The sequence below is a fragment of the Nostoc sp. genome (assembly GCF_036916575.1).
Lineage (GTDB): Bacteria > Cyanobacteriota > Cyanobacteriia > Cyanobacteriales > Nostocaceae > Nostoc.
This window is the reverse complement of sequence record NZ_JBALGC010000036.1, coordinates 39,637-59,049: the sequence shown is the minus strand read 5'-3', so window position 1 is coordinate 59,049 and position 19,413 is coordinate 39,637. Positions and strand designations below refer to the sequence as shown.

Sequence of the window (19,413 nt, the reverse complement as noted above, 5' to 3'; positions counted from 1 at the left end):
CTTGCTATAACTACTCTGTACAAAACTGGGTATTAGCTATTAGAAAAACAGTCCCCAGTCCCCAACTTAATGGTTATGACTATCAAGCGTCGGCAATTTCTCGCAACCTCTGGGTTGGCTACCTTAGCCACCCAAATACCATCACTTACTGCCCAAGGTAAGCTATCTCCAAACACCATCCGCAAGCCGCCCCGCTTGCAAGTGGGCGATACCATAGGATTAATCGCCCCTGCGGGTATTGTTGACGCCAAGGACATCGAAGCAGCGCAGCAATCGATTTCACAGTTAGGGTTAAAAGTCAAGCTGGGGAAGCATATTTTAGACCGTTATGGCTATTTAGCGGGGAAAGATGCCGATCGCGCCCAGGATGTAAACTTGATGTTTAGCGATCGCTCCATAAAAGCAATTATTGCCATGCGTGGTGGCTGGGGCTGTAATCGCATTTTACCCCTACTAAATTACTCGCTAATCCGCTCCCATGCGAAAATTCTCATAGGGTACAGCGATATTACGACGCTGTTATTGGCAATTAATGCCCGTAGTAAAATGATTACTTTTCATGGGCCAGTTGCCACATCTACTTGGAATCAATTTACAGTCGATTACTTCAAGCGCATCCTATTTAATGGTGAAGCTGTAACTATGCAAAATCTCAACCCTAGCGAAGTGCCGGTGGAGATAATCGCACCAGGAAAGGCGAAGGGGAAACTTGTGGGTGGAAACTTATCAGTGCTGTCAGCGATGGTAGGTTCACCTTACCTACCTTCCTGGAACAAAAGCATCCTGTTTGTGGAAGAAATTGGCGAGGATATTTACCGTGTAGATAGGATGCTGACGCAGTTAAAAACTGCTGGAATACTTAATCAAATTGCTGGTTTTATCTTTGGGCAATGTACTAATTGTAGTCTTGGGGATGAACCATCATTTACCTTAATGCAAGTATTGCAAGACCACATACTTCCTTTAGGTATTCCTGCTTGGTACGGTTCAATGATTGGTCATATTAAAGATAAATTTACCTTGCCAATCGGTGTAGAAGTGGAAATAGATGCTGATGCTGCGATAATACAAATGTTAGAGGCGGCTGTCAGTCTTGTTTAACGTGAGTTCGACGGGTTATATCTTATCTGTCTAATTAGCCATCATAAAAAGACCTCTTAGAAATTTTACTACGCAAAACCGTCCCTCTCTGAATCAATACGTTTGGGTTAAGGCTAAAACTCTTTCTTCAAGTCAATTTTTCTAACGAACCGCCTTCTCTACGAGAGGCTTCCGCCAACGCGCAGCGTCTCGTAGAGAAGGACGCAAAGGACGCAAACAGAAGCAAGAAATTCTTAACCCAAGCGTATTGCTCTCTGAATCGGAATTAGAGTGTACACAAATCTCTTAACCTGCAATGCCAATGCATCGACTGACAATGCCAATGTATCAACTGGCAATGCCAATGTATCGACTGACAATGCCAATGCATCAACTGACAATGCTTTGCATGAGAATAAGGAAAGCCCTATCAAGCTAAATTTTTAGGACTTGTGTGTACACCGTAGCCGAATTGCAGAGGGACAGACTTGAACTTTAGTTCAAGGCAGAGAGAGGTTTATCGAACTCACGTTTGTTTAAGCCCCGAAGGAAATCAGTGATGCCTACAGCCAGCTACGCTAACGCGCCACAGTGATTTTGATTAAGATTTTGATAGACAGTATGCATTTCTCCTCGCTATGTTACGACTAACAGAAATAAAGCTCGCGCTTGATCATCCTGAAGATCAGATCAAGTCTGCCATCCTCAAAAAGCTGCAAATCACGGCTGAAGAATTGATCAGCTATTCCATCTTCAAGCGTAGCTACGATGCCCGTAAGAAAGGAGAGATCACCCTTGTTTATATTCTGGATGTAGAAACGACTCACCAGACTCATCTACTCAAGCGCCTGAAAAAAGATCCCCATGTGATGGTCACGCCAGACATGAGTTATCGCCCAGTGGCACAAGCTACCAGCAATTTGGCGATTCGCCCCATTATCATTGGTACAGGGCCTTGTGGCTTGTTTGCGGGTTTGATGCTCGCGCAAATGGGGTTTCGTCCAATTATTTTAGAACGTGGCAAACAAGTTCGCGATCGCACCGTTGATACCTTTAACTTTTGGAAGAAAAAATCAGACTTCAACCCAGAATCCAATGTTCAGTTTGGCGAAGGTGGAGCGGGTACATTTTCCGATGGTAAACTCTATAGTCAAGTCAAAGATCCTCAGCATTATGGGCGCAAGGTACTAACCGAACTTGTCAATGCAGGAGCCTCACCGGAAATTCTCTATATCAACAAACCGCATATCGGCACCTTCAAACTGGTGGGAATCGTCCAAAGTATGCGTGCTAAAATCGAATCCCTCGGCGGTGAAATTCGCTTTCAAAGTCGGGTGGAAGATATCAACATCGAAAATGGACAAGTGCGGGGAGTCACCCTCGCCAGTGGGGAATATATCGCCAGCGATTATGTGGTTCTGGCGGTGGGTCACAGCGCCCGCGATACTTTCCAAATGCTATTTGATCGCGGGGTTTACATTGAGCCTAAACCTTTTTCCATCGGCTTTCGCGTCGAACATCCCCAGTCTTTGATCGACCAATGTCGTTTCGGCGCTCAAGCGGGTCATAAAATTTTAGGTGCTGCTGATTATAAACTGGTTCACCACTGTGAAAATGGTCGTTCCGTTTATAGTTTCTGTATGTGTCCGGGGGGCTTGGTGGTTGCTGCCGCATCGGAACCGGGGCGAGTCGTCACCAATGGCATGAGCCAATACTCTCGCAATGAGCGCAATGCCAATAGTGCGATCGTTGTGGGCATCACCCCCACAGATTATCCGGGAAATGCCTTGGCGGGAATTGACTTGCAACGGCGGTTGGAAGAACAGGCTTTTGAATTGGGCGGTGGCACTTATGAAGCTCCAGGGCAGTTGGTGGGAGACTTTCTTAACCATCGCCCTTCTACAGCATTGGGCACAGTTAAACCGTCTTATACACCTGGAGTACATTTGGGAGATTTGAGTCAGAGTTTACCAAATTATGCGATCGCCGCCATCCGTGAAGCACTTCCTGCTTTTGACAAACAAATTAAAGGATTTGCGATGGACGATGCCGTGTTGACTGGGGTGGAAACCCGCACATCATCACCGATTCGGATTAAACGCAAAGAAGATTATCAGAGCGTGAATACAGTCGGTCTTTATCCGGGTGGTGAAGGAGCAGGATACGCAGGGGGAATTCTCTCGGCTGGTATCGATGGTATCAAGGTTGCAGAGGCGGTGGCTTTAAGTATTTTAAAAAATTGTGAGCGCAAAATCTGAAATAGTGAATGCGATACCTACGGTAAGCTGCCAAGAGTGCTCATGATGTTTTTTTCTGTTTTGTAAGTGAAACTTGACTTCTATATATTTATTGGTGTGAGAAATCAATATTATGCAGTTAGTGAGAAAAAATTTATTTTTGCCAAGCTGTACTAGCAGTCCTACTGCATAAACTTTTTGCAATTTCTATAGCAATCCTAAATCATTCGTGAGAGACAAAATTGCTGAAATGCCTATAAATACGTACTTTTAATTTCCGTATTTTCTCACGTTTCAATTCGGATTGCTATACTTTATCTATATTTTTCACGACTCATTTAGGATTGCTATATCACAACAATTAAAAACTTAATTTCAGTCGAACTGTATACAGCAAATACACATATATCAGCTTCTATAACTAATTACCTCCCTGAGTGTAGATATTCCTGATTTTGCACAGAAATGACTTCTATATTGGACAAGCGCTAATGCCTTTTTTAGTTACTACATTAAGTACATTTATAATAGCTTGATTTTACTCTTGATAAGTTTTAACAACTTGCGAATGTAATACAAATTATTTAGTCTTTGATGTTTTTATTCTTATTTGTATCCCCTGAACGTTTACAATTAATTTAATGGCAACTTAACTAGTGTGTCACACACTTACAGGTGTAATCTTACATATACAGCAGATTGCAAGTTTGTGAGGTACAAAAATACCCCAGCCGCGCTGTCGCGCATCCTCCCCGATGCTTTGGGAAGGTGTACTTAATTTACTTGCAAAGAACTGTAAACTCCCCACTTGTTGGGAAAATTAATTTAATGGCAACAGAATTACAGTAATGATGAACAAATTCAAGTATTTTTCCATCTTATTTTTATATATCCTTTTGATGGACGGAGCGACTATAAATATTTCTGCCCAGGCTGCTGGAAGTAAAGTTTTAGTAACGGCTCAAAACGAATCTCTCAACAAATCGGATATTGATAAAGTTATCGCTTTTTACGAATGGGCATTTTCAGCAAAATTCACTAGCGAACAGCGCAATGAATATCAGTCAATAAAATTAAATGAGTTTCGCCAAAATCCAGATGAAACTAGAAAAAGCATTGACAATATAATTTCCAATTATACCCAAGCTCGTGCTAATAATGAAGAGGAACAAAGCCGGATTCGGCAAGCATTTAACGGAGAATTTGTAGGGCAATTGCGAAATTTACCGAATGATGCGGAAGCTAAACTTTTGCTGTCTGTTTACGATAGCGCACACGCAGGCGAAACCGCTTCAAATAATGCTGATGATTCATCTGGCAGCGTTGGAGAGATTTCGTCTCTAGTTGGAAAATGGGTTTGGGCGCATACCGGAAACAGTGCTGTAAGTACGAATGGTACATATATCGGCTCGAACGGTTCGCGTTTCACTTATCAATTTCTGCCGAACGCAACGGTTGAATTTACAGGAATAATGAACGTAATGAACGGCAGTTGCAACCAGCAAATTTTCCAATCTCGAAAAGGAAAAGTCAGTCTGAGCGGCAGTACGATGACAATTAACTGGTCTCCAGCATCTTTCACTCGTGACTTTTCGTGCGACAGAGCAAATAACTACACGAAAACTTTGCCTGCGGAAAATGAAACTTATCAGGTGAAATTTAAAACCGATCTGGGTCAGAAACAGCTTTGTCTGATAAGTAAGGATGAAACCTGTTTCAGCCCGACAAAGTAGGGCAAATGACAAAGCAAGCTTTATTCATTTACTCAAGTAGCTAGATTGTCAATTTCTTTAAGGCGATCGCGATATCTACTGTAAGCTGCCAAGAGTCCGAAGTCCAAGTAGTTGAGAGCGATCGCTTTAAATATACTACAAACCGGAAATCGCAAAATCTGATCGATTATGTATCAATTTTAATATCAAGCCCCACCTAGATGCTTTCGAGGTAGGGCTTTTGTTTTTATGTCTGGAGTCGATATGCAATCATGTATCAAGCGCGAGTGGGGAATTTATCCGATTGTTAAAGCTGGTTCTTTACAGAAGTTAAATAGAGCTGACTCACTTTCTGATTCATCTTCAAATACAGCAGAGATGTACCATTCACAGGGCGAACCATTCGTATATTCAGCCCAAGCAATTGTTGCTGTTTGACCTGATGGAATCCCTGACTCACCCAAGCTAAATGAAGCCCACTCTTGATCATCGACGGATACCCATAACTCTGTAATTGTTAGTTCGGTTTTATTGGTAACGGTAAAGGTGAATAGGTCTGACATAAATAGCCTTTTAACAATAAATAAATTGCAGATTGTCAGTAATAGATCATACTGGCACTTTTTTAAAGTATTTATGATCTTAACTCTCAAAATCTATGCTCAGAGAAGAATTGAAGTTTTTTTAGCTCAAGTTAAATTTCTTAAAGAGGATTAAAAATCTTAGCGACTCATATGAGTCTATTGAGATAGCCAATGCTACACAAGAGCGAATTTAGGTTGCGGTTTTCACTAAACCTCGACAATACAGCACATCCCCAGTCTCACTAAATTTCGAGGCAATGTATTTTTTAGTGATCAGAAGTAGTTAAGAGCGCTCGCCTTAAACATACTACAAACCGGAAATCGCAAAATCTGGTCGATTCTGTCTTAGTACAGTTTTGCATAAAAGCGTAGCGTTTTAATGCATCTTGACGCATTAACATTGTATTGGGATGCATTGGCATTGCATCTTGACGCATTAAGATTGTATCGGGATGCATTGGCATTGCATCTTAACGCATTAAGATTGTATCGGGATGCATTGGTATTGTATTGGGATGCATTGGCATTGCAAGGTATTGCCTTTCATTAATTCGCTACGAATTAATCAAATGCTGTATTCAGTACAGTTCATATTTCATTAACTGACAGGGCAGCGTTCCGTTGTACACTGCAATCCGTTGAGATGATTTTAGTCCAATCGATTGAGACAGTTCCTTGTTGCCACTCAGCACAAATGCAGTCCAGCCTTTAAAGCGTTGTTTGAGGACATTACCCAAAAGTTTGTAAAATGCTCCCAAATCGCTATCTCGCCCCAGGCGTTCGCCATAGGGTGGGTTGCAGAATAAAACCCCACTGTCTGCGGGGGCGACAACATCAGCAAGCTCCATTTGAGAAAACCATACATGGTTATCAACACCGCAGTTTTGAGCATTGTTAATCGCCTGTTTAATCACGTTTTCATCGCGATCGCTTCCCCAAATAGGCGCAGTCAGGGTATCCAGTTGGCTGTCCTTAGCTTCTTCGAGCAGCTTTTCTAAAAGGGACAGATCAAAATCGAGCCAAGTTTCAAATCCAAAGCGACCTGCTTTAGCAGCGCTTGCGCGAACGCCAAACAGCCCTGGTGCTATGTTCAGTGCCTTTAAACTAGCTTCCAGGGGTAAGGTGCCAGACCCACACAGAGGATCGTAGAACATCTGGTCTGGCTGCCAACCCGAAAGTTGAATCAGGGCAGCAGCCAGAGATTCCTTGAGAGGGGCTGATCCAACCGCAGGGCGGTAACCTCGGCGATGCAGACTATTTCCAGAACTGTCGAGTTTGACGGTACAAAAGTCGCGTTCAATATGAACATTGATCCGCACATCTGGTGCTTGCAGCTCTACATTTGAACGCTCACCCAGATTTGACTGCTGCTGGTCAATGATCGCATTTTTGACCTGGAGGGCCGTAAAGTGGGTATGGTTGAGGCGATCGTTTTTGCCTGTGGTATTCACCGCCAGCGTCATGTCTGGCGTCAAATAGTTTAGCCAATCGATGCTCTGGATGCCGCGATAGAGATCCTTGGCATCAAGGCATGTAAACTCATGGATCTTCACCAAGATTCGGAACGGCAGCCTTGCCCAGAGGTTGACGCGATAGAGCAGGGTGCGATCGCCCTCAAAGGCTACACCGCAAAACCCTGGCTCCACGGAATGGGCACCCAATTGCTCTAACTCCTGAGCCGCAAGGGTTTCTAATCCGCGAGCAACCGTTGCAAAATACTGATTCATCCTCTAATCCAAAGCATTATCTTCACTGCTGACCCATTGACGCACTTTATTAACTCATATCTTGTGACCAAATAATTACTAATTCGTAATTCGTAATTAACAAGATACAGAGCAACCACCAAAATCTCCGATTTGGTGGTCAACAAGATAGTGGAGGTTACAAAGTAAGCACTGATTACAATTAAATTACGTTAGCGAGTCCGCGTCCCTTGCGCGTCTCGTAAAGAGCATCATTATCAATTACGAATTACTTTGACATTTTCTCTCGTTAAGTCTGCGACTATAACGTTAGTAAGGTACAATCAATTAACTAACTCCGCTTGACAAGCCCCAGACAAACAAAATCAAGGCTGAGTAAGGACACTGCAAATATTTGTTGAAAAAGATTATATTTTTTCAATTTAAGTACTATCTAAAATCAATTAACCCTGCTAGTATCAAGCTGAAATAGTGTTTATGCACTTTGCAATGCAACCCATTAATTAAAATAGTCAGAGGAATAAACTATGACTCTAGTATCTGATATTGTTCTGCTACAAGACTTAACAGCGTCAGATGAGCAACAATTGGTCGAGCTAAAAGCCGTACTTCCGGCGACGGTAAATCGGTTAACAAACCCGATTTTAGCAAGTATCTTTGGTAATGACCTAAAATTTGGTATTGCCTCTTTCAAGGATAAGCCAATTCCGCCTCTTGGGGGTTACGCTGACTATATATATCAAGCAGAAGTCCCTTTAACAAATAATGTAACAACAGTTAAAGACAAAATCTTTGGCTTTGAAGCTTTTGGTGGCAATGATCGGCGCGAATCACAATTAGACGCACTCTTGTACGCAGCTTTAGATAGCGGTGGCAGTCTCGGTTACAGAGTCGGTTCATTTCGCATTGTTTTCCTAGCCACCGATGGTGTTTACCACGTTGCCGGCGATCGTGCAGCAGTTAGTCCAAGTGATACTATTGCCAATAATGGAGATGGTGTAATTGATCCTTATGAAGATTATCCAAAGATTAGACAAGTAAAAACTGCGCTAGAAGCAAATAACATTATTCCCATTTTTCTAACTACGAGTGATGTTGTAGCCGATTACCAGGGACTAGTTACCAAGCTTGGTCGAGGTAGTGTACTGACTCTTGGTTCTAAAAATGAGAATGTTGGTGATGCCATAAAAGAGGCAATTGCTCGATCCAGAAATGTGATCAGTACTGATGTTGCTACCACAAATGGAGACGATACCTTTAATAAAGGGGATTTTTCGCCTGGCAATCAGGTTATTTTTGCTGGGGGCGGTGATGACAATATTTCACTTTCTGGTGTTGCTGGTAACCATTATATCGATGGAGGGGCCGGTTCTGACATCCTTTTGGGTGGATCTGGTGCAGACAAAATAGATGGAGGTAGTGATGACGACAACCTCCTGGGGGGCAATGGTGATGATACTCTGTTTGGCAGTAGTGGAAAAGATATTCTGATCGGTGACAACGGCAACGATTACCTACAGGGAGATAGTGGGGACGACATCTTAGCAGGAGGCGCAGGTTCAGATAAGTTTGCATTTGCAACTGGATCAAAATTTGATATTAGGGAACTCGGAGTTGATACTATTAATGACTTCACTCCTGATCAAGACAAGATCCAACTATCGAAAAATACCTTTACCGCTCTCAGTAACTCAGTCTTCCCAACTGCATTAGATTCTGCAGACTTTGCCACAGTGACGAGCGATAGTTTAGCAGCAGTTAGTAGTGCGAAAATTGTTTACAATAGCGTTAATGGTAGTCTCTTTTATAACCCCAATGGTTCAGCGGATGGTTTTGCTGATATTAATTCGGGGGGTAAATTTGCACAATTGAGTGCTACCTCTTTTCCGGCTCTAACTACTGCTAGTTTTGAGGTAGTTTTGTGATTGATTTAGTTTAATTTTCAACTTCACACAAGAGACTTCCAAAGAATAAACTACTCAGTCCTTGGTAATAATAATTGGAAAGTGTGGGGACTCAGTGCTGCACCACACGCCCCACACACCCCTGCTATAAGCCAATACGCTTCGGTTAAGGCTATGCAGTGCTACCGAGATTAATCTATAATTTTCTAAAATCAATCATTGTCTGACGATAAGCATCTGGCAATCCTGTATCAAAACACTTGCCTTTAACAACATATCCTGTCATTCCCTCTTCTTGACGCAATCTTTCCAGACAGGATGTTAACTGAAATTCACCTCGTTCCCGGAAATTTTGGTTGATGTGTTCTGCGAGAAAGTCAAAAATTTTCGGCGTTAGTAAATATAAGCCAAATATACATAAAAACTCATTTTCTGACATTCCCTCTACACGCAAGTGCTGTTGTGCATAATCAATAGTAGGCTTTTCATAGAGTTGTGTAACTGATAAAATCGAGTTTAAATCTTGCCAAACTCCTGTTACACACCCAGCTTTATGAATAATCTCTGCTGGCATTATAGTTAAACCAACAACGCTTTGATTAACTTGTTTGTCAACATCTAAAATTTGACTAGCACAAGATTTTTCAATGTCAGATGCATAAATGTGGTCGCCCAACATGAGCATAAATGGCTCATTTTGTACCCAATTTTTGGCACAAAATACTGCATGACCGTAGCCTAATTGCTCCTCTTGCAATAAAATGGTAATTTTGCTACCTAATTCTTCAAGATATCGGCTATATTCTTGATTTAGCGGTGAAAGTTTATCTAAAAGTTCTTTTTTGGGTGGATTTTTCAATAAATTTTCAAATATTTCTTGATCATCCGGCTGCACCACGATCGCCACTTCTGCAATTCCAGCACTAATTGCCTCTTCAATAATTGCAATAATGACAGGTTTTGCCCTACCATCTTGATCAATAATCGGGAAAAGTTCTTTTTTCACAACTTTAGTAGCTGGAAACAAACGAGTACCAAAACCAGCTATTGGAATCACAGCTTTTCTAACCTGATTTTTTAGCATAACCAGTTCATCACCCCAACTTCTCAAACAACTTTGCCAACACCACATTAGAAAACAAAAACCCTTGAGGATCACTCAAACGCAACCTTCCCCCTCCAACTTCTACCCAACCTTTATCAGAATAGGATCGCAAACACCTGCAAATCTCCTCTACCTTTTCTTCCCCAAACGCTTTTGCCAACGCCACCAAACTTACACCCTCTGCCAAACGCAACCCTAACATTAACGTTTCTAACAATACTTCTTCTGGGGGAGTCAGATTACAATCAATCACACCGCCAGCTTGTACCCACTGGTAATACTCCCTAGTTTTACGTGGACGAGTGAAGCGTTTCCCCTCAACATAACTCGCCGCACCCATGCCAAAGCCATAGTAAGGGCGGTTTTGCCAATAAACCCGATTATGCCGACACTGATGACCCGGTTGGGCATAATTGGAAATTTCATAATGCTCATAACCTGCATCAGTCAAAACTTGCTGCCCCATTTGGTACATTTTGACTGTGGCTTCATCCGTCGGCAAAGGAGTATCACCAGATTTGTAGTAACGACCAAAGGCTGTACCTGGTTCAATGGTAAGATCATAGATGGAAATGTGAGTGGGTACAAGCTTGATCGCTTTTGTTAGAGAATCCTGCCATTGATCTAAAGACTGATGCGGCAACCCGGAAATTAAGTCTAAGCTAAATTCGGGAATCTCAACTTGGTGGATTAGTTCCACAGCGGCAAAAATATCTTCGACCGAATGCGATCGCCCCGCCCTTTGCAATAGTTCTTCTTGAAAGGCTTGTACACCTAAACTTACCCGGTTTACGCCGACATTGCGATAGCCTGCTATATGGGCTAAATCAAAGGTAGCTGGGTCAATTTCCATAGAAATCTCTGCCCCAGACGCAATACCAAAATGCTTCTCTAGCTCTTTAAGTATACGTTGTAGCTGCTCCGTTGATAGCAGCGAAGGAGTACCACCACCAAAGAAAATTGTCTTCAGGGGTTGACCAAATGCTGGTGTAATGGCAATTTCTTGACATAGCACCTCAACATATTGGGAGATAGTACCAGATGTTTCGCCCCGCAAGCGATCGCCTACAACAGACACCGGGAAATCACAATAAAAACACCGCCGTCTGCAAAAGGGAATATGCACATAAGCAGAACTCGCGATTCCAGAAATACTAAATTTTTGACTCATTTTGAGAAAAGTTTTAAGTTAATCAAACTACGAATTAGAGACAATGAAAATGAGTAGTTTATTTACAAGTTTTTGTCGTTTTACAACGAAACAATGAAAAATATTAAGATAAAAGCCTTTCGTTATAATAATTGCAGATATTGCCCTACTAAACCCTTAGTGTAAGTCAATATTGATTAGTTTATCTTACCGATGAAATAAAAAATACTTAATATCGGTTACCACAGTTGTAGGAAAACAAGACAACCATGCTTGACGCCATTATCGTTTTCTCATTTATCCTAGCAGCGTCGGGAATAGGGTTCTACAGCATTGAACTACTACCCAATGGCACGCTAGATCAGGTAACAAATCTTGAAGCTTTACGCTTAGTTGTTGCCGTGTTTGCCGCTATTATTGGTGGTGCGATCGGGCTGAGTTTCCAGACGACATATCGTCGTCTAGAATCACAAGTCAAAGAAATGCCTCTGGAAGTGATCTTAACTCGTGCCATTGGTTTAGTAATTGGGCTATTACTAGCTAACCTCATGCTAGCACCGTTATTTTTGCTACCTATCCCGGCGGATTTTGGATTTATTAAGCCACTGGTGGCAGTTGTCGGTAGTATCATCCTCTCCGTCACTGGCATGAATTTGGCAGATACTCACGGGCGAGGTTTATTGCGGTTCATTAATCCCAACACCGTTGAATCGATGGTTGTGGAAGGAACGCTAAAACCTGCCAATACCAAAGTTTTAGACACCAGTTGCATTATCGATGGTCGCATTGAAGCACTATTAGAAACAGGGTTTTTAGAAGGGCAAATTATCGTGCCGCAGTTTGTCTTGCAAGAACTCCAACAAGTAGCCGATGCTAGCAAAGATCAAAAGCGGGTGCGGGGAAGGCGAGGACTAGAAATTCTCAACCGCATTAAGGAAGAATATCCCGATCGCATCCTGATTAATGCAGTTGACTACGAAGATATTCCCACAGTTGATGCCAAGTTAGTACGCTTCGCCCAAGAAATCAGCGGTACACTGCTAACCAACGACTACAACTTGTCTAAAGTTGCAAGTGTTCAGAAAGTACCTGTTTTAAATGTGAATGATTTGGTGAACGCCGTTCGTCCCACTTATTTACCTGGTGACAACCTTGATTTGAAAATTCTCAAGGAAGGCAAAGAACCTAGTCAAGGCATTGGCTACCTAGATGACGGCACAATGGTAGTCGTAGAAGAAGGTAGTAGTTATGTGGGTGGTGAACTGCGAGTGGTAGTCACCAGTGCTTTGCAAACGACAGCAGGAAGAATGATTTTTGCCAAACTCCAAGCTTCAGCATTAGCGTGAAACAATGGGATGTTTAATTCGAGTCACACTTACTAATCGGTGCAGTCAACCTGCACCGATTATTTATTGATTAGACTCACCAAACTCACTTACCTGCAAATACTGTAACTGTTCAATTGATAACCCTGTAACTCTACCGATCTGTTCTAATGGCATACCAGTATTAAATAGATTTCTTGCTACCTCAAGTAAAGCTTCAGCTTTGCCTTCAGCTTTACCTTCAGCTTTGCCTTCTTGTAAAATGTCTTGATAGATCACTGACTCACGCATAATATCTGACCTCAAAACTCGTCTGATAACCTCTTTATCTAATACTAAACCAGCTAAAATCGCTGTGGAAGCAGCAATATTACTTTGAGTTCTTGATTTTGTAATATCGCTAATTTCCCGTGCCACTTCGTTAAGTATGACTTCTGGATCAACTGTACTGCTCAACACCGCCAAAGGTAAAAGTCCAGGGGTTTTCAGAAATACTTCAGTTGGTTGTTCCCAAAGTCTGATAACTGAAAATTCATGGCGTGTCCCGGTAATTGTAAATGTATTTTGTTGTACTAAATCTGAATTTGTCTGCTTGAGGTAAATTACAACTTGATGCATTGCTTTGCGTGGAAAGCGGCGATACACTCGTAACCGATAGTCAATCATCCGAAAAGGAATTTCCGCATCGACTTGGGTTTGAAATTCTAAATGTAAGATGTTTTGCTCCGACTGTAGCAGAATTAGGGCATCAGCGCGAATCGGTTCCAGAGATAATTCTTTTGGACTTAGTTCGGTTAAAGTAATAGGTTCGCCTAATAACCAGGTGGCGAAATCACTAGAAAAATTTTCAGCTAAGAATTTACAGATATTGTCAAACATTTGAAAATTTTACTAAATAGCTTGTTTATTTGCTATTTATCTGAAATTCTTTAATCCAAACATCTAGATATTCTAATTTTCATAAATCTCTAACGGCAAATTATCTGGATCTTTAAAAAAAGTAAATTTTTTACCTGTAATTTCGTCAATTCTGATATTTTCTGTTTCTACACCTTGTGAGTTTAAGTAAAAAACAGTTTCCTCGATATCATCAACTTGAAAAGCAAGATGTCTTAAACCACAAGCTTCTGGACTACTAAATCGTTGCGGAGGATTTGGGAAAGAGAATAGTTCTATTTGACCATTTTCTCCAACTCGTAAATCTAATTTATAAGAATTTCTCTCAGCACGGAATGTCTCTTGAATAATTGAAAAACCTAAAGTTTTGACATAAAAACTTTTGGAGCGATCGTAGTCAGAACAAATAATAGCTACATGATGAATGCCAGTGGTTTTCATGTGTACTTCTCAAGCTACCAATCATTTACCTACCTTTAGCACTTTTAATAGAATTTTACTAGTACACTGTAGCGGAAGTTTACCCACCTTTAAAGCAAAAAGCAAAGTTTAACTTGAAAAATGATATTATTAGGACTTACGCACAAGTAACGGAAAACGAACCACAGAGAAGCCAGTGCGCCCTTGCGGTTCCCCGACTTGTTCGCGCAGCGTCTCCCCTTGGGAGAAGCAACTGGCGCGACGCAGAGGTCACGGAGGAATGAGAGTTTGAGAGGGTTTTTGCGTAAGTCCTAATTATTATAATATGCATAGTGTATCGGTTATTTGTAGTTAGTTATTTCTTTTTGTATATTACCCATGCAGAAACCGCTATAATTCCTAAATAAATGTTAATCAGGAATTTGCTTATAAAATTGGGCGCAAGTAAGAAACTAAAATAAGCAATGGCATGAAGCAATATACGACCATAATTTTTGCAAAGAGCTAGAGTTACTTCCATGAAATTAGATCGTATCACCAGCAATCCTAATTGCATGAATGGACAGCCCTCTATTCGTAATCTTCGCCTTATTGTTCGTCAGGTGATTGAGTTATTAGCTACCTACCCTAATCGAGAAGAACTACGGCAGGAGTTTCCCGAATTAAAAGATGAAGATATTCAGCAAGCCTTAATTTTTGTATCGTCCAAGTAGGACGATCGCATCATTGAACTACCTAACCGCTATGAAACTGTTGCTTGATCGGGGATTACCACTCTCTGCGGCAGCAAGGAGCAGCCGTTACGGTTGAGCCAAGCCGTATTTGTATCCGTCCTTTATCATTGTTGTCTGATGTCTAACCTTTCGCATATTTAACTAAAATTCATATTTAATCAGCAAAAAGGCATATTGCTTTCTCAAAAATTCATATTCAATCAGCAAAAAGACATATTGCTTTCTCAAAATGCTTGATTGTTTACTCAAAATGCCTAATTGCTTTCTCATTTCGGTAGATTTAGCAAGTAAAAAGAGATATTGCTTTCTCAAACTCCAGTTTGCTTTCTCATTTCGGTAGATTCAGCAAGCAAAAAGAGATATTGCTTTCTCATTTCGGTAGATTTAGCAAGTAAAAAGACACATTGCTTTCTCAAACCCCAGTTTGCTTTCTCATTTCGGTAGATTTAGCAAGCAAAAAGAGATATTGCTTTCTCAAACCCTCTTATACTAATTCACAATTCGCAATTCACAATGACGCTCTCTACGAGGGAGCATCCCAAATGTGTAAAAACATATTTTGTCATTGCGAGCGTAATGAAATGGAGCGAAGTAATCGCAAAGTCTAGATGTTGCGATTGCTACCCTGCGGGAACGCCAAGGGCGAACATTCCGCTACCCTTCTCCTAACAGAGACGCTGCGCGAACGGGAACGCCAAGGGCGAACGCTTCATTCGCAATGACAATCTATTATCTTGGTAAATTTGCAAAATTGGGATGCTCCCCTCTACGAGACGCTGCGCTAACGCAATTAAAAAACTTAGATGTAGCAAAGCTTTCAGGGTTTACATCTGTATCAGATTTTTCGTGAAATAGTATTACCTCCTGCCTCATCCAACGATAAATATTTACGCCGACCTACTTACCGTTAAGCAAACGCTTAAACTCCGCATTGACGACTTGGTAACACTCGCAGGTGATATTTTCTAGACCTAAGCGGTCAAGGATAGTTATTTGCCCGCGACTATAGTTAATTAGCCCTGCCTTCTGAAGAATAGAGGCATTGAGGCTAACAGTGGAGCGATTCACACCTAGCATTATGCTGAGAAATTCTTGAGTCAGTGAAAAAGTGTCTGTCTCTACTCGATCAGCAGTCATCAGCAGCCAACGGCACATTCGCTGTTCTATTGAGTGCAGGCGGTTACACGCAGTTGATTGAGCAATTTGATTAAACAGCGTTTGCGTGTATCGTTGTAGTAGATTGTACAACTGACTATTTGGGGTGACATGAGTTTTAAATGCATCTACTCTCATCCTTAAGGCAGAGCCAGCAACTTGTATAAAACACTCGCCCGGAATCATATCGGCTCCCAGGAATACTGGAAGACCCACCATTCCTTCATTGCCCACCGTAGCCACTTCGATTGCCGAACCGTCCATCATCACTGTGAGCAAAGAGGCTACGCCATAGTTAAGAAAATAGACGTATTCAATTGGTTGGTTAGGTAAATAAAGTTCTTGCCTGAACTCTAGATAGACAACGTCCATATAAGGAGCAAGACGAGAGTATTCCTCAGGGAGTAGGACAGCTAAAAGTTGGTTTTCCACAAGTGCTGTCTTCGTCTCTGAAAGAGAAGAGAAGGCTTTACGCTGCGCTAACGCAATTCAATAACTTAGATGCAGCAAGGCTTTGAGGGTTTACATTTGTTTCATTATTTTAGTGAATTGGTATAAGAGATTTTACTACGCAAAATCGTCCCTCTCCGACGGGCGAGAGGGAGAGGTTTGTCGAACTCATGTTAAATTAGGAATATGCAATTACTTTGTTGCTCAATTGAGGAATAAAATATTTTTTCTCGCTTTGCGCCTTGACGCGAAACTTTTATGCCGTTAATCAGCAAGGCTGAATTTTTACTATTCCTGCAAAACGGTCTTTGATACAATCCTAGTTTTCTTCAGGTCTGCTTGAGAAAGTTCTTCCCCAGCTTGCAAGCGAGTGGCAGAAGTTTGCAATACTGTCGCCGCCCCTTTATCTCCTATTTGTAAAGCGGTTTTGGCTGCTGTTTGCAGCATCGTGGCTGCACCAGTGCGATCGCCTTGTTGCAATTTCGCCTCAGCTAACTGGGTTTGACGATACTTTGCTAATGCTAAAATAGACTGTTGTACCTGAGGATTGGATGCCGGTTGATATGCCCGCACTATATCTGCATATACAGGCACGAGGGGCGAAAGTAAGCCTTGTTCGTTAACCAACGGGTCATCGTAACGGATTTGCAGATGAGCGATCGCTTGTTTACCTTCTGGCAATTGTCCCAGATAAATGTTCGCCAAAACTACTCGTTCTACATCCTGCATTAAATCTCCCAAACGCACAGCAAAGCTACCATCAGCTTCGGCTTCCACTGGTAACTCGATTGTGTCTGGGGCAACTTGAGCAATGGGTTTCAATTCTGCTAGTCGAACATTGGGCACTAGAGATAACAGCAAGTAGGCATTAGTTAGCCCAATCGACTGAATCCGCCCAAACAAGCGGCTAAATTGATCCACAGCTTGTTCAGGACGTTCAATATGAGCTAGAGTCCCACCACCGACATCGGCAATTTTTTCCAACAAATCCTGATTCCAGTTATTGCCAAATCCAAAAGTGTTGATAGTTAGGTTCAGCTTGGCAGCCTTTTTTGCGAGTTGAAGACAGCGCTTATTGTCATCTCGCCCAATATCCCACTTCCAAATCCGCAAACCGCTTTCACCATGCCCATCTGTAAGCAGAAACGCCTGGGAAACAGCGCCTCTTGTGCCCTTCATCAGTTCTGTAATTCCCAGTTCCAAACCGTCAGCGATTACAGTACCGCCGCTAGCACTGAGTTTGCTTTTTATTTGAGATTTGATGCTTTCGGGGTCTTGGATGACTTGGTTGGGGAGAATGACTTCCGCAGAACCAGAAAAAGCCACAACTGAGATGCGATCGCCTACTTTCAACCGATCTATTAATCTTTCCACCGCCTGGATCACCGTTTTAATTGGTTGTCCATGCATGGAACCACTTCTATCCAAAATCAAGCAGAGGTTAAGGGGCAGATTTTGGTCAAACTCACCAGCAAGCGCAAAAATCGTCATTGCCAGTTGACGTTGGCTACTGGTTTGAGCCACATCAACATTATTGTCATTTAATGCCGATAGCAATTTAACTTTCATTCCACAGGGGTATCTTGCAAAACTGTTTTGGAGACCATCCTGGTTTTCTTGCGATCGCTTTCAGATAAATCTTGTCCAGATTGTAGCTGGGTGGCAGAAGTTTGCAACACCGTCGCTGCACCAGTATCTCCCATTTGCAGGGCAGTTTTAGCAGCCGTTTGTAGCATCGTCGCTGCACCAGTGCGATCGCCCTGCTGTAATTTTGTCTCGGCTAGCTGGGTTTGGCGATACTTAGCTAATGCCAAAATAGACTGTTGCACCTGCGGATTCGGGTCTGCTTGGTAATTTTTGACTACATGGGCATAAACTGGAATATTGGGTGTAAATAAACCTACCTGGTTGGCGGCTGGGTCATCGTAGCGGACTTGCACATTAGCGATCGCTTGTTCACCTGTTGGCAATTGTCCCAAATAAATATTAGCTAAAATCACCCGTTCCGCATCTTTCATTAAATCTCCCAATCGCACAGCGAAACGTCCATCAGCTTCTTGTTGCAATGGTAATTCAATTGTGTCTGGGGAAACTTGGGCAACAGGTTTGAGTTCCGCTAGCCGGACATTGGGCATCAGGGAGAATAGTAGATAAGCATTAGTCAATCCCACTGTTTGAACGCGGCTGAACAGGCGATTAAACTCATCCACTGCCTGTTCGGGTTTTTGAATATAAGATAAAGTACCTAAGCCAGCATCAGCAATTTTTTCTAAAACATCTTGGTTCCAATTATCACCAAATCCCAAAGTGTTCAAAGTCAAATTATAACTAGCAGCCAATTGGGCGAATTTCAAACAGCGGTTGTTATCACCGTGTTCATTTTCCCCATCAGTTAATAGGAAGGCTTGGGAAACAGTATCTTTTTTTCCCTTTGCCAACTCCTCAATCCCCAAGCGCAGTCCTTCATCAATCGCAGTCCCACCATCGGCAGATAAGCGGTTAATTTGCTGTTTGATTTTTTCTGGATTTTCGACACTTTGACTGGGTACTAAGACTTTGGCACGGTGATCAAAAACTACAACACTGAGATGATCGCCACTCTTGAGTCTATCTACCAGACGATTCGCTGCTTTTTTGACCGTTTCTAGCGATTGCCCGTTCATAGAACCACTATGATCGAGAATTAAGCATAAATTCAGTGGCACATTGCGGTCTTGAGTCTGTGCGATCGCCGAAATCGAAATTCCCAACTGACGTTGACTATTCAGTTGATTCGCGTCCAAATTACCATCATTCAAGGCAGGCTGCAAACTAACCTTCATAACTCAAAGTTCCTATTCCGGATATACTTATTAATAAACAACTTCAAAGCACTACTTTAGCTCTACGGAAAACCTATCCAACATAAATACATTAATATAATCAGAATATCTTAGAAGCCAAGCATTAGCAGA

General features: G+C 42.0%; 18 protein-coding genes. 7 read left to right on the top strand and 11 right to left on the bottom strand.

Annotated elements, in window-relative coordinates; genetic code table 11:
• Positions 1-75 precede the first annotated feature (75 nt).
• Positions 76-1,101, top strand: a complete 1,026-nt coding sequence (locus V7L29_RS09180; RefSeq protein WP_334735236.1) for a S66 peptidase family protein — start codon at positions 76-78, stop codon at positions 1,099-1,101.
• A gap of 233 nt (positions 1,102-1,334) precedes the next feature.
• Here V7L29_RS09180 and V7L29_RS09175 read toward each other — a convergent pair whose 3' ends face one another.
• A complete protein-coding gene (locus V7L29_RS09175; RefSeq protein WP_334735235.1) occupies positions 1,335-1,481 on the bottom strand; it encodes a hypothetical protein in 147 nt (48 codons plus the stop codon).
• Between the two features lie 237 nt (positions 1,482-1,718).
• Here V7L29_RS09175 and V7L29_RS09170 point away from each other — a divergent pair, with 237 nt between their 5' ends.
• Positions 1,719-3,338, top strand: a complete 1,620-nt coding sequence (locus V7L29_RS09170) for an NAD(P)/FAD-dependent oxidoreductase (RefSeq protein ID WP_334735234.1) — start codon at positions 1,719-1,721, stop codon at positions 3,336-3,338.
• Positions 3,339-4,165: 827 nt separating this feature from the next.
• Positions 4,166-5,050, top strand: a complete 885-nt coding sequence (locus tag V7L29_RS09165; RefSeq protein WP_334735233.1) for a hypothetical protein — start codon at positions 4,166-4,168, stop codon at positions 5,048-5,050.
• Positions 5,051-5,082: 32 nt separating this feature from the next.
• Here the strand turns inward: V7L29_RS09165 and V7L29_RS09160 are convergent, their stop codons facing one another.
• Positions 5,083-5,205 carry a hypothetical protein gene (locus V7L29_RS09160; RefSeq protein WP_334735232.1) on the bottom strand — a complete coding sequence of 41 codons (123 nt, stop codon included), beginning with the start codon at positions 5,203-5,205 and terminating at the stop codon, positions 5,083-5,085.
• Between the two features lie 120 nt (positions 5,206-5,325).
• Positions 5,326-5,592, bottom strand: a complete 267-nt coding sequence (locus V7L29_RS09155) for a hypothetical protein (protein ID WP_334721587.1) — start codon at positions 5,590-5,592, stop codon at positions 5,326-5,328.
• A gap of 400 nt (positions 5,593-5,992) precedes the next feature.
• Between V7L29_RS09155 and V7L29_RS09150 the strand changes: the two genes are divergently transcribed.
• Entirely contained in the window at positions 5,993-6,163 is a 171-nt protein-coding gene (locus V7L29_RS09150; RefSeq protein WP_334735231.1) for a hypothetical protein, read from the top strand.
• 28 nt (positions 6,164-6,191) lie between these two features.
• Here V7L29_RS09150 and V7L29_RS09145 read toward each other — a convergent pair whose 3' ends face one another.
• Complete coding sequence (locus V7L29_RS09145; protein WP_334735230.1) at positions 6,192-7,340, bottom strand: THUMP domain-containing class I SAM-dependent RNA methyltransferase; 1,149 nt, start codon at positions 7,338-7,340, stop codon at positions 6,192-6,194.
• 506 nt (positions 7,341-7,846) lie between these two features.
• Between V7L29_RS09145 and V7L29_RS09140 the strand changes: the two genes are divergently transcribed.
• Positions 7,847-9,244, top strand: coding sequence for a hypothetical protein (locus tag V7L29_RS09140; protein WP_334735229.1), 1,398 nt, complete (start codon positions 7,847-7,849; stop codon positions 9,242-9,244).
• 175 nt (positions 9,245-9,419) lie between these two features.
• Here the strand turns inward: V7L29_RS09140 and V7L29_RS09135 are convergent, their stop codons facing one another.
• Together V7L29_RS09135 and hemW are read right to left on the bottom strand one after the other, a co-directional pair.
• Positions 9,420-10,307, bottom strand: coding sequence for a sugar phosphate nucleotidyltransferase (locus tag V7L29_RS09135; RefSeq protein ID WP_334692693.1), 888 nt, complete (start codon positions 10,305-10,307; stop codon positions 9,420-9,422).
• A 10-nt stretch (positions 10,308-10,317) separates the two neighbouring features.
• Positions 10,318-11,499: a radical SAM family heme chaperone HemW gene (hemW, locus tag V7L29_RS09130; RefSeq protein ID WP_334692694.1), complete on the bottom strand. Its 1,182-nt coding sequence runs from the start codon at positions 11,497-11,499 to the stop codon at positions 10,318-10,320.
• A 248-nt stretch (positions 11,500-11,747) separates the two neighbouring features.
• Between hemW and V7L29_RS09125 the strand changes: the two genes are divergently transcribed.
• Positions 11,748-12,824 (top strand): PIN/TRAM domain-containing protein, encoded by a 1,077-nt coding sequence (locus tag V7L29_RS09125; protein ID WP_334735228.1) that lies wholly within the window; start codon positions 11,748-11,750, stop codon positions 12,822-12,824.
• Positions 12,825-12,887: 63 nt separating this feature from the next.
• Here V7L29_RS09125 and V7L29_RS09120 read toward each other — a convergent pair whose 3' ends face one another.
• Complete coding sequence (locus V7L29_RS09120; RefSeq protein ID WP_334735227.1) at positions 12,888-13,682, bottom strand: Rpn family recombination-promoting nuclease/putative transposase; 795 nt, start codon at positions 13,680-13,682, stop codon at positions 12,888-12,890.
• A gap of 72 nt (positions 13,683-13,754) precedes the next feature.
• The gene (gloA2, locus tag V7L29_RS09115) at positions 13,755-14,141 is read right to left on the bottom strand and encodes an SMU1112c/YaeR family gloxylase I-like metalloprotein (protein WP_334692697.1); all 387 of its coding nucleotides are present in this window, start codon (positions 14,139-14,141) and stop codon (positions 13,755-13,757) included.
• A gap of 497 nt (positions 14,142-14,638) precedes the next feature.
• On the opposite strand from gloA2, the gene V7L29_RS09110 reads away from it, so the two are divergent.
• Positions 14,639-14,833 (top strand): DUF433 domain-containing protein, encoded by a 195-nt coding sequence (locus V7L29_RS09110; RefSeq protein WP_334692698.1) that lies wholly within the window; start codon positions 14,639-14,641, stop codon positions 14,831-14,833.
• Between the two features lie 918 nt (positions 14,834-15,751).
• Here the strand turns inward: V7L29_RS09110 and V7L29_RS09105 are convergent.
• The 3 genes from V7L29_RS09105 to V7L29_RS09095 form a co-directional block, all read right to left on the bottom strand.
• Positions 15,752-16,441 (bottom strand): Crp/Fnr family transcriptional regulator, encoded by a 690-nt coding sequence (locus V7L29_RS09105; RefSeq protein ID WP_334735226.1) that lies wholly within the window; start codon positions 16,439-16,441, stop codon positions 15,752-15,754.
• Between the two features lie 306 nt (positions 16,442-16,747).
• On the bottom strand, positions 16,748-18,028 hold the full coding sequence (locus tag V7L29_RS09100) for a vWA domain-containing protein (RefSeq protein WP_334692700.1): 1,281 nt from the start codon (positions 18,026-18,028) through the stop codon (positions 16,748-16,750).
• Positions 18,025-19,281: a vWA domain-containing protein gene (locus tag V7L29_RS09095; RefSeq protein WP_334692701.1), complete on the bottom strand. Its 1,257-nt coding sequence runs from the start codon at positions 19,279-19,281 to the stop codon at positions 18,025-18,027. The genes V7L29_RS09100 and V7L29_RS09095 overlap by 4 nt, the downstream gene beginning before the upstream one ends.
• Between the last annotated feature and the right edge of the window lie 132 nt (positions 19,282-19,413).

Bases quoted from the DNA above. Each gene is read 5' to 3' on its own strand.
- V7L29_RS09180 (WP_334735236.1), top strand. From the start codon at position 76: ATGACTATCAAGCGTCGGCAATTTCTCGCAACCTCTGGGTTGGCTACC.
- V7L29_RS09170 (WP_334735234.1), top strand. From the start codon at position 1,719: ATGTTACGACTAACAGAAATAAAGCTCGCGCTTGATCATCCTGAAGAT.
- V7L29_RS09165 (WP_334735233.1), top strand. From the start codon at position 4,166: ATGATGAACAAATTCAAGTATTTTTCCATCTTATTTTTATATATCCTT.
- V7L29_RS09155 (WP_334721587.1), bottom strand. From the start codon at position 5,592: ATGTCAGACCTATTCACCTTTACCGTTACCAATAAAACCGAACTAACA.
- V7L29_RS09150 (WP_334735231.1), top strand. From the start codon at position 5,993: ATGCATCTTGACGCATTAACATTGTATTGGGATGCATTGGCATTGCAT.
- V7L29_RS09145 (WP_334735230.1), bottom strand. From the start codon at position 7,340: ATGAATCAGTATTTTGCAACGGTTGCTCGCGGATTAGAAACCCTTGCG.
- V7L29_RS09140 (WP_334735229.1), top strand. From the start codon at position 7,847: ATGACTCTAGTATCTGATATTGTTCTGCTACAAGACTTAACAGCGTCA.
- V7L29_RS09135 (WP_334692693.1), bottom strand. From the start codon at position 10,307: ATGCTAAAAAATCAGGTTAGAAAAGCTGTGATTCCAATAGCTGGTTTT.
- hemW (WP_334692694.1), bottom strand. From the start codon at position 11,499: ATGAGTCAAAAATTTAGTATTTCTGGAATCGCGAGTTCTGCTTATGTG.
- V7L29_RS09125 (WP_334735228.1), top strand. From the start codon at position 11,748: ATGCTTGACGCCATTATCGTTTTCTCATTTATCCTAGCAGCGTCGGGA.
- V7L29_RS09120 (WP_334735227.1), bottom strand. From the start codon at position 13,682: ATGTTTGACAATATCTGTAAATTCTTAGCTGAAAATTTTTCTAGTGAT.
- gloA2 (WP_334692697.1), bottom strand. From the start codon at position 14,141: ATGAAAACCACTGGCATTCATCATGTAGCTATTATTTGTTCTGACTAC.
- V7L29_RS09110 (WP_334692698.1), top strand. From the start codon at position 14,639: ATGAAATTAGATCGTATCACCAGCAATCCTAATTGCATGAATGGACAG.
- V7L29_RS09100 (WP_334692700.1), bottom strand. From the start codon at position 18,028: ATGAAAGTTAAATTGCTATCGGCATTAAATGACAATAATGTTGATGTG.
- V7L29_RS09095 (WP_334692701.1), bottom strand. From the start codon at position 19,281: ATGAAGGTTAGTTTGCAGCCTGCCTTGAATGATGGTAATTTGGACGCG.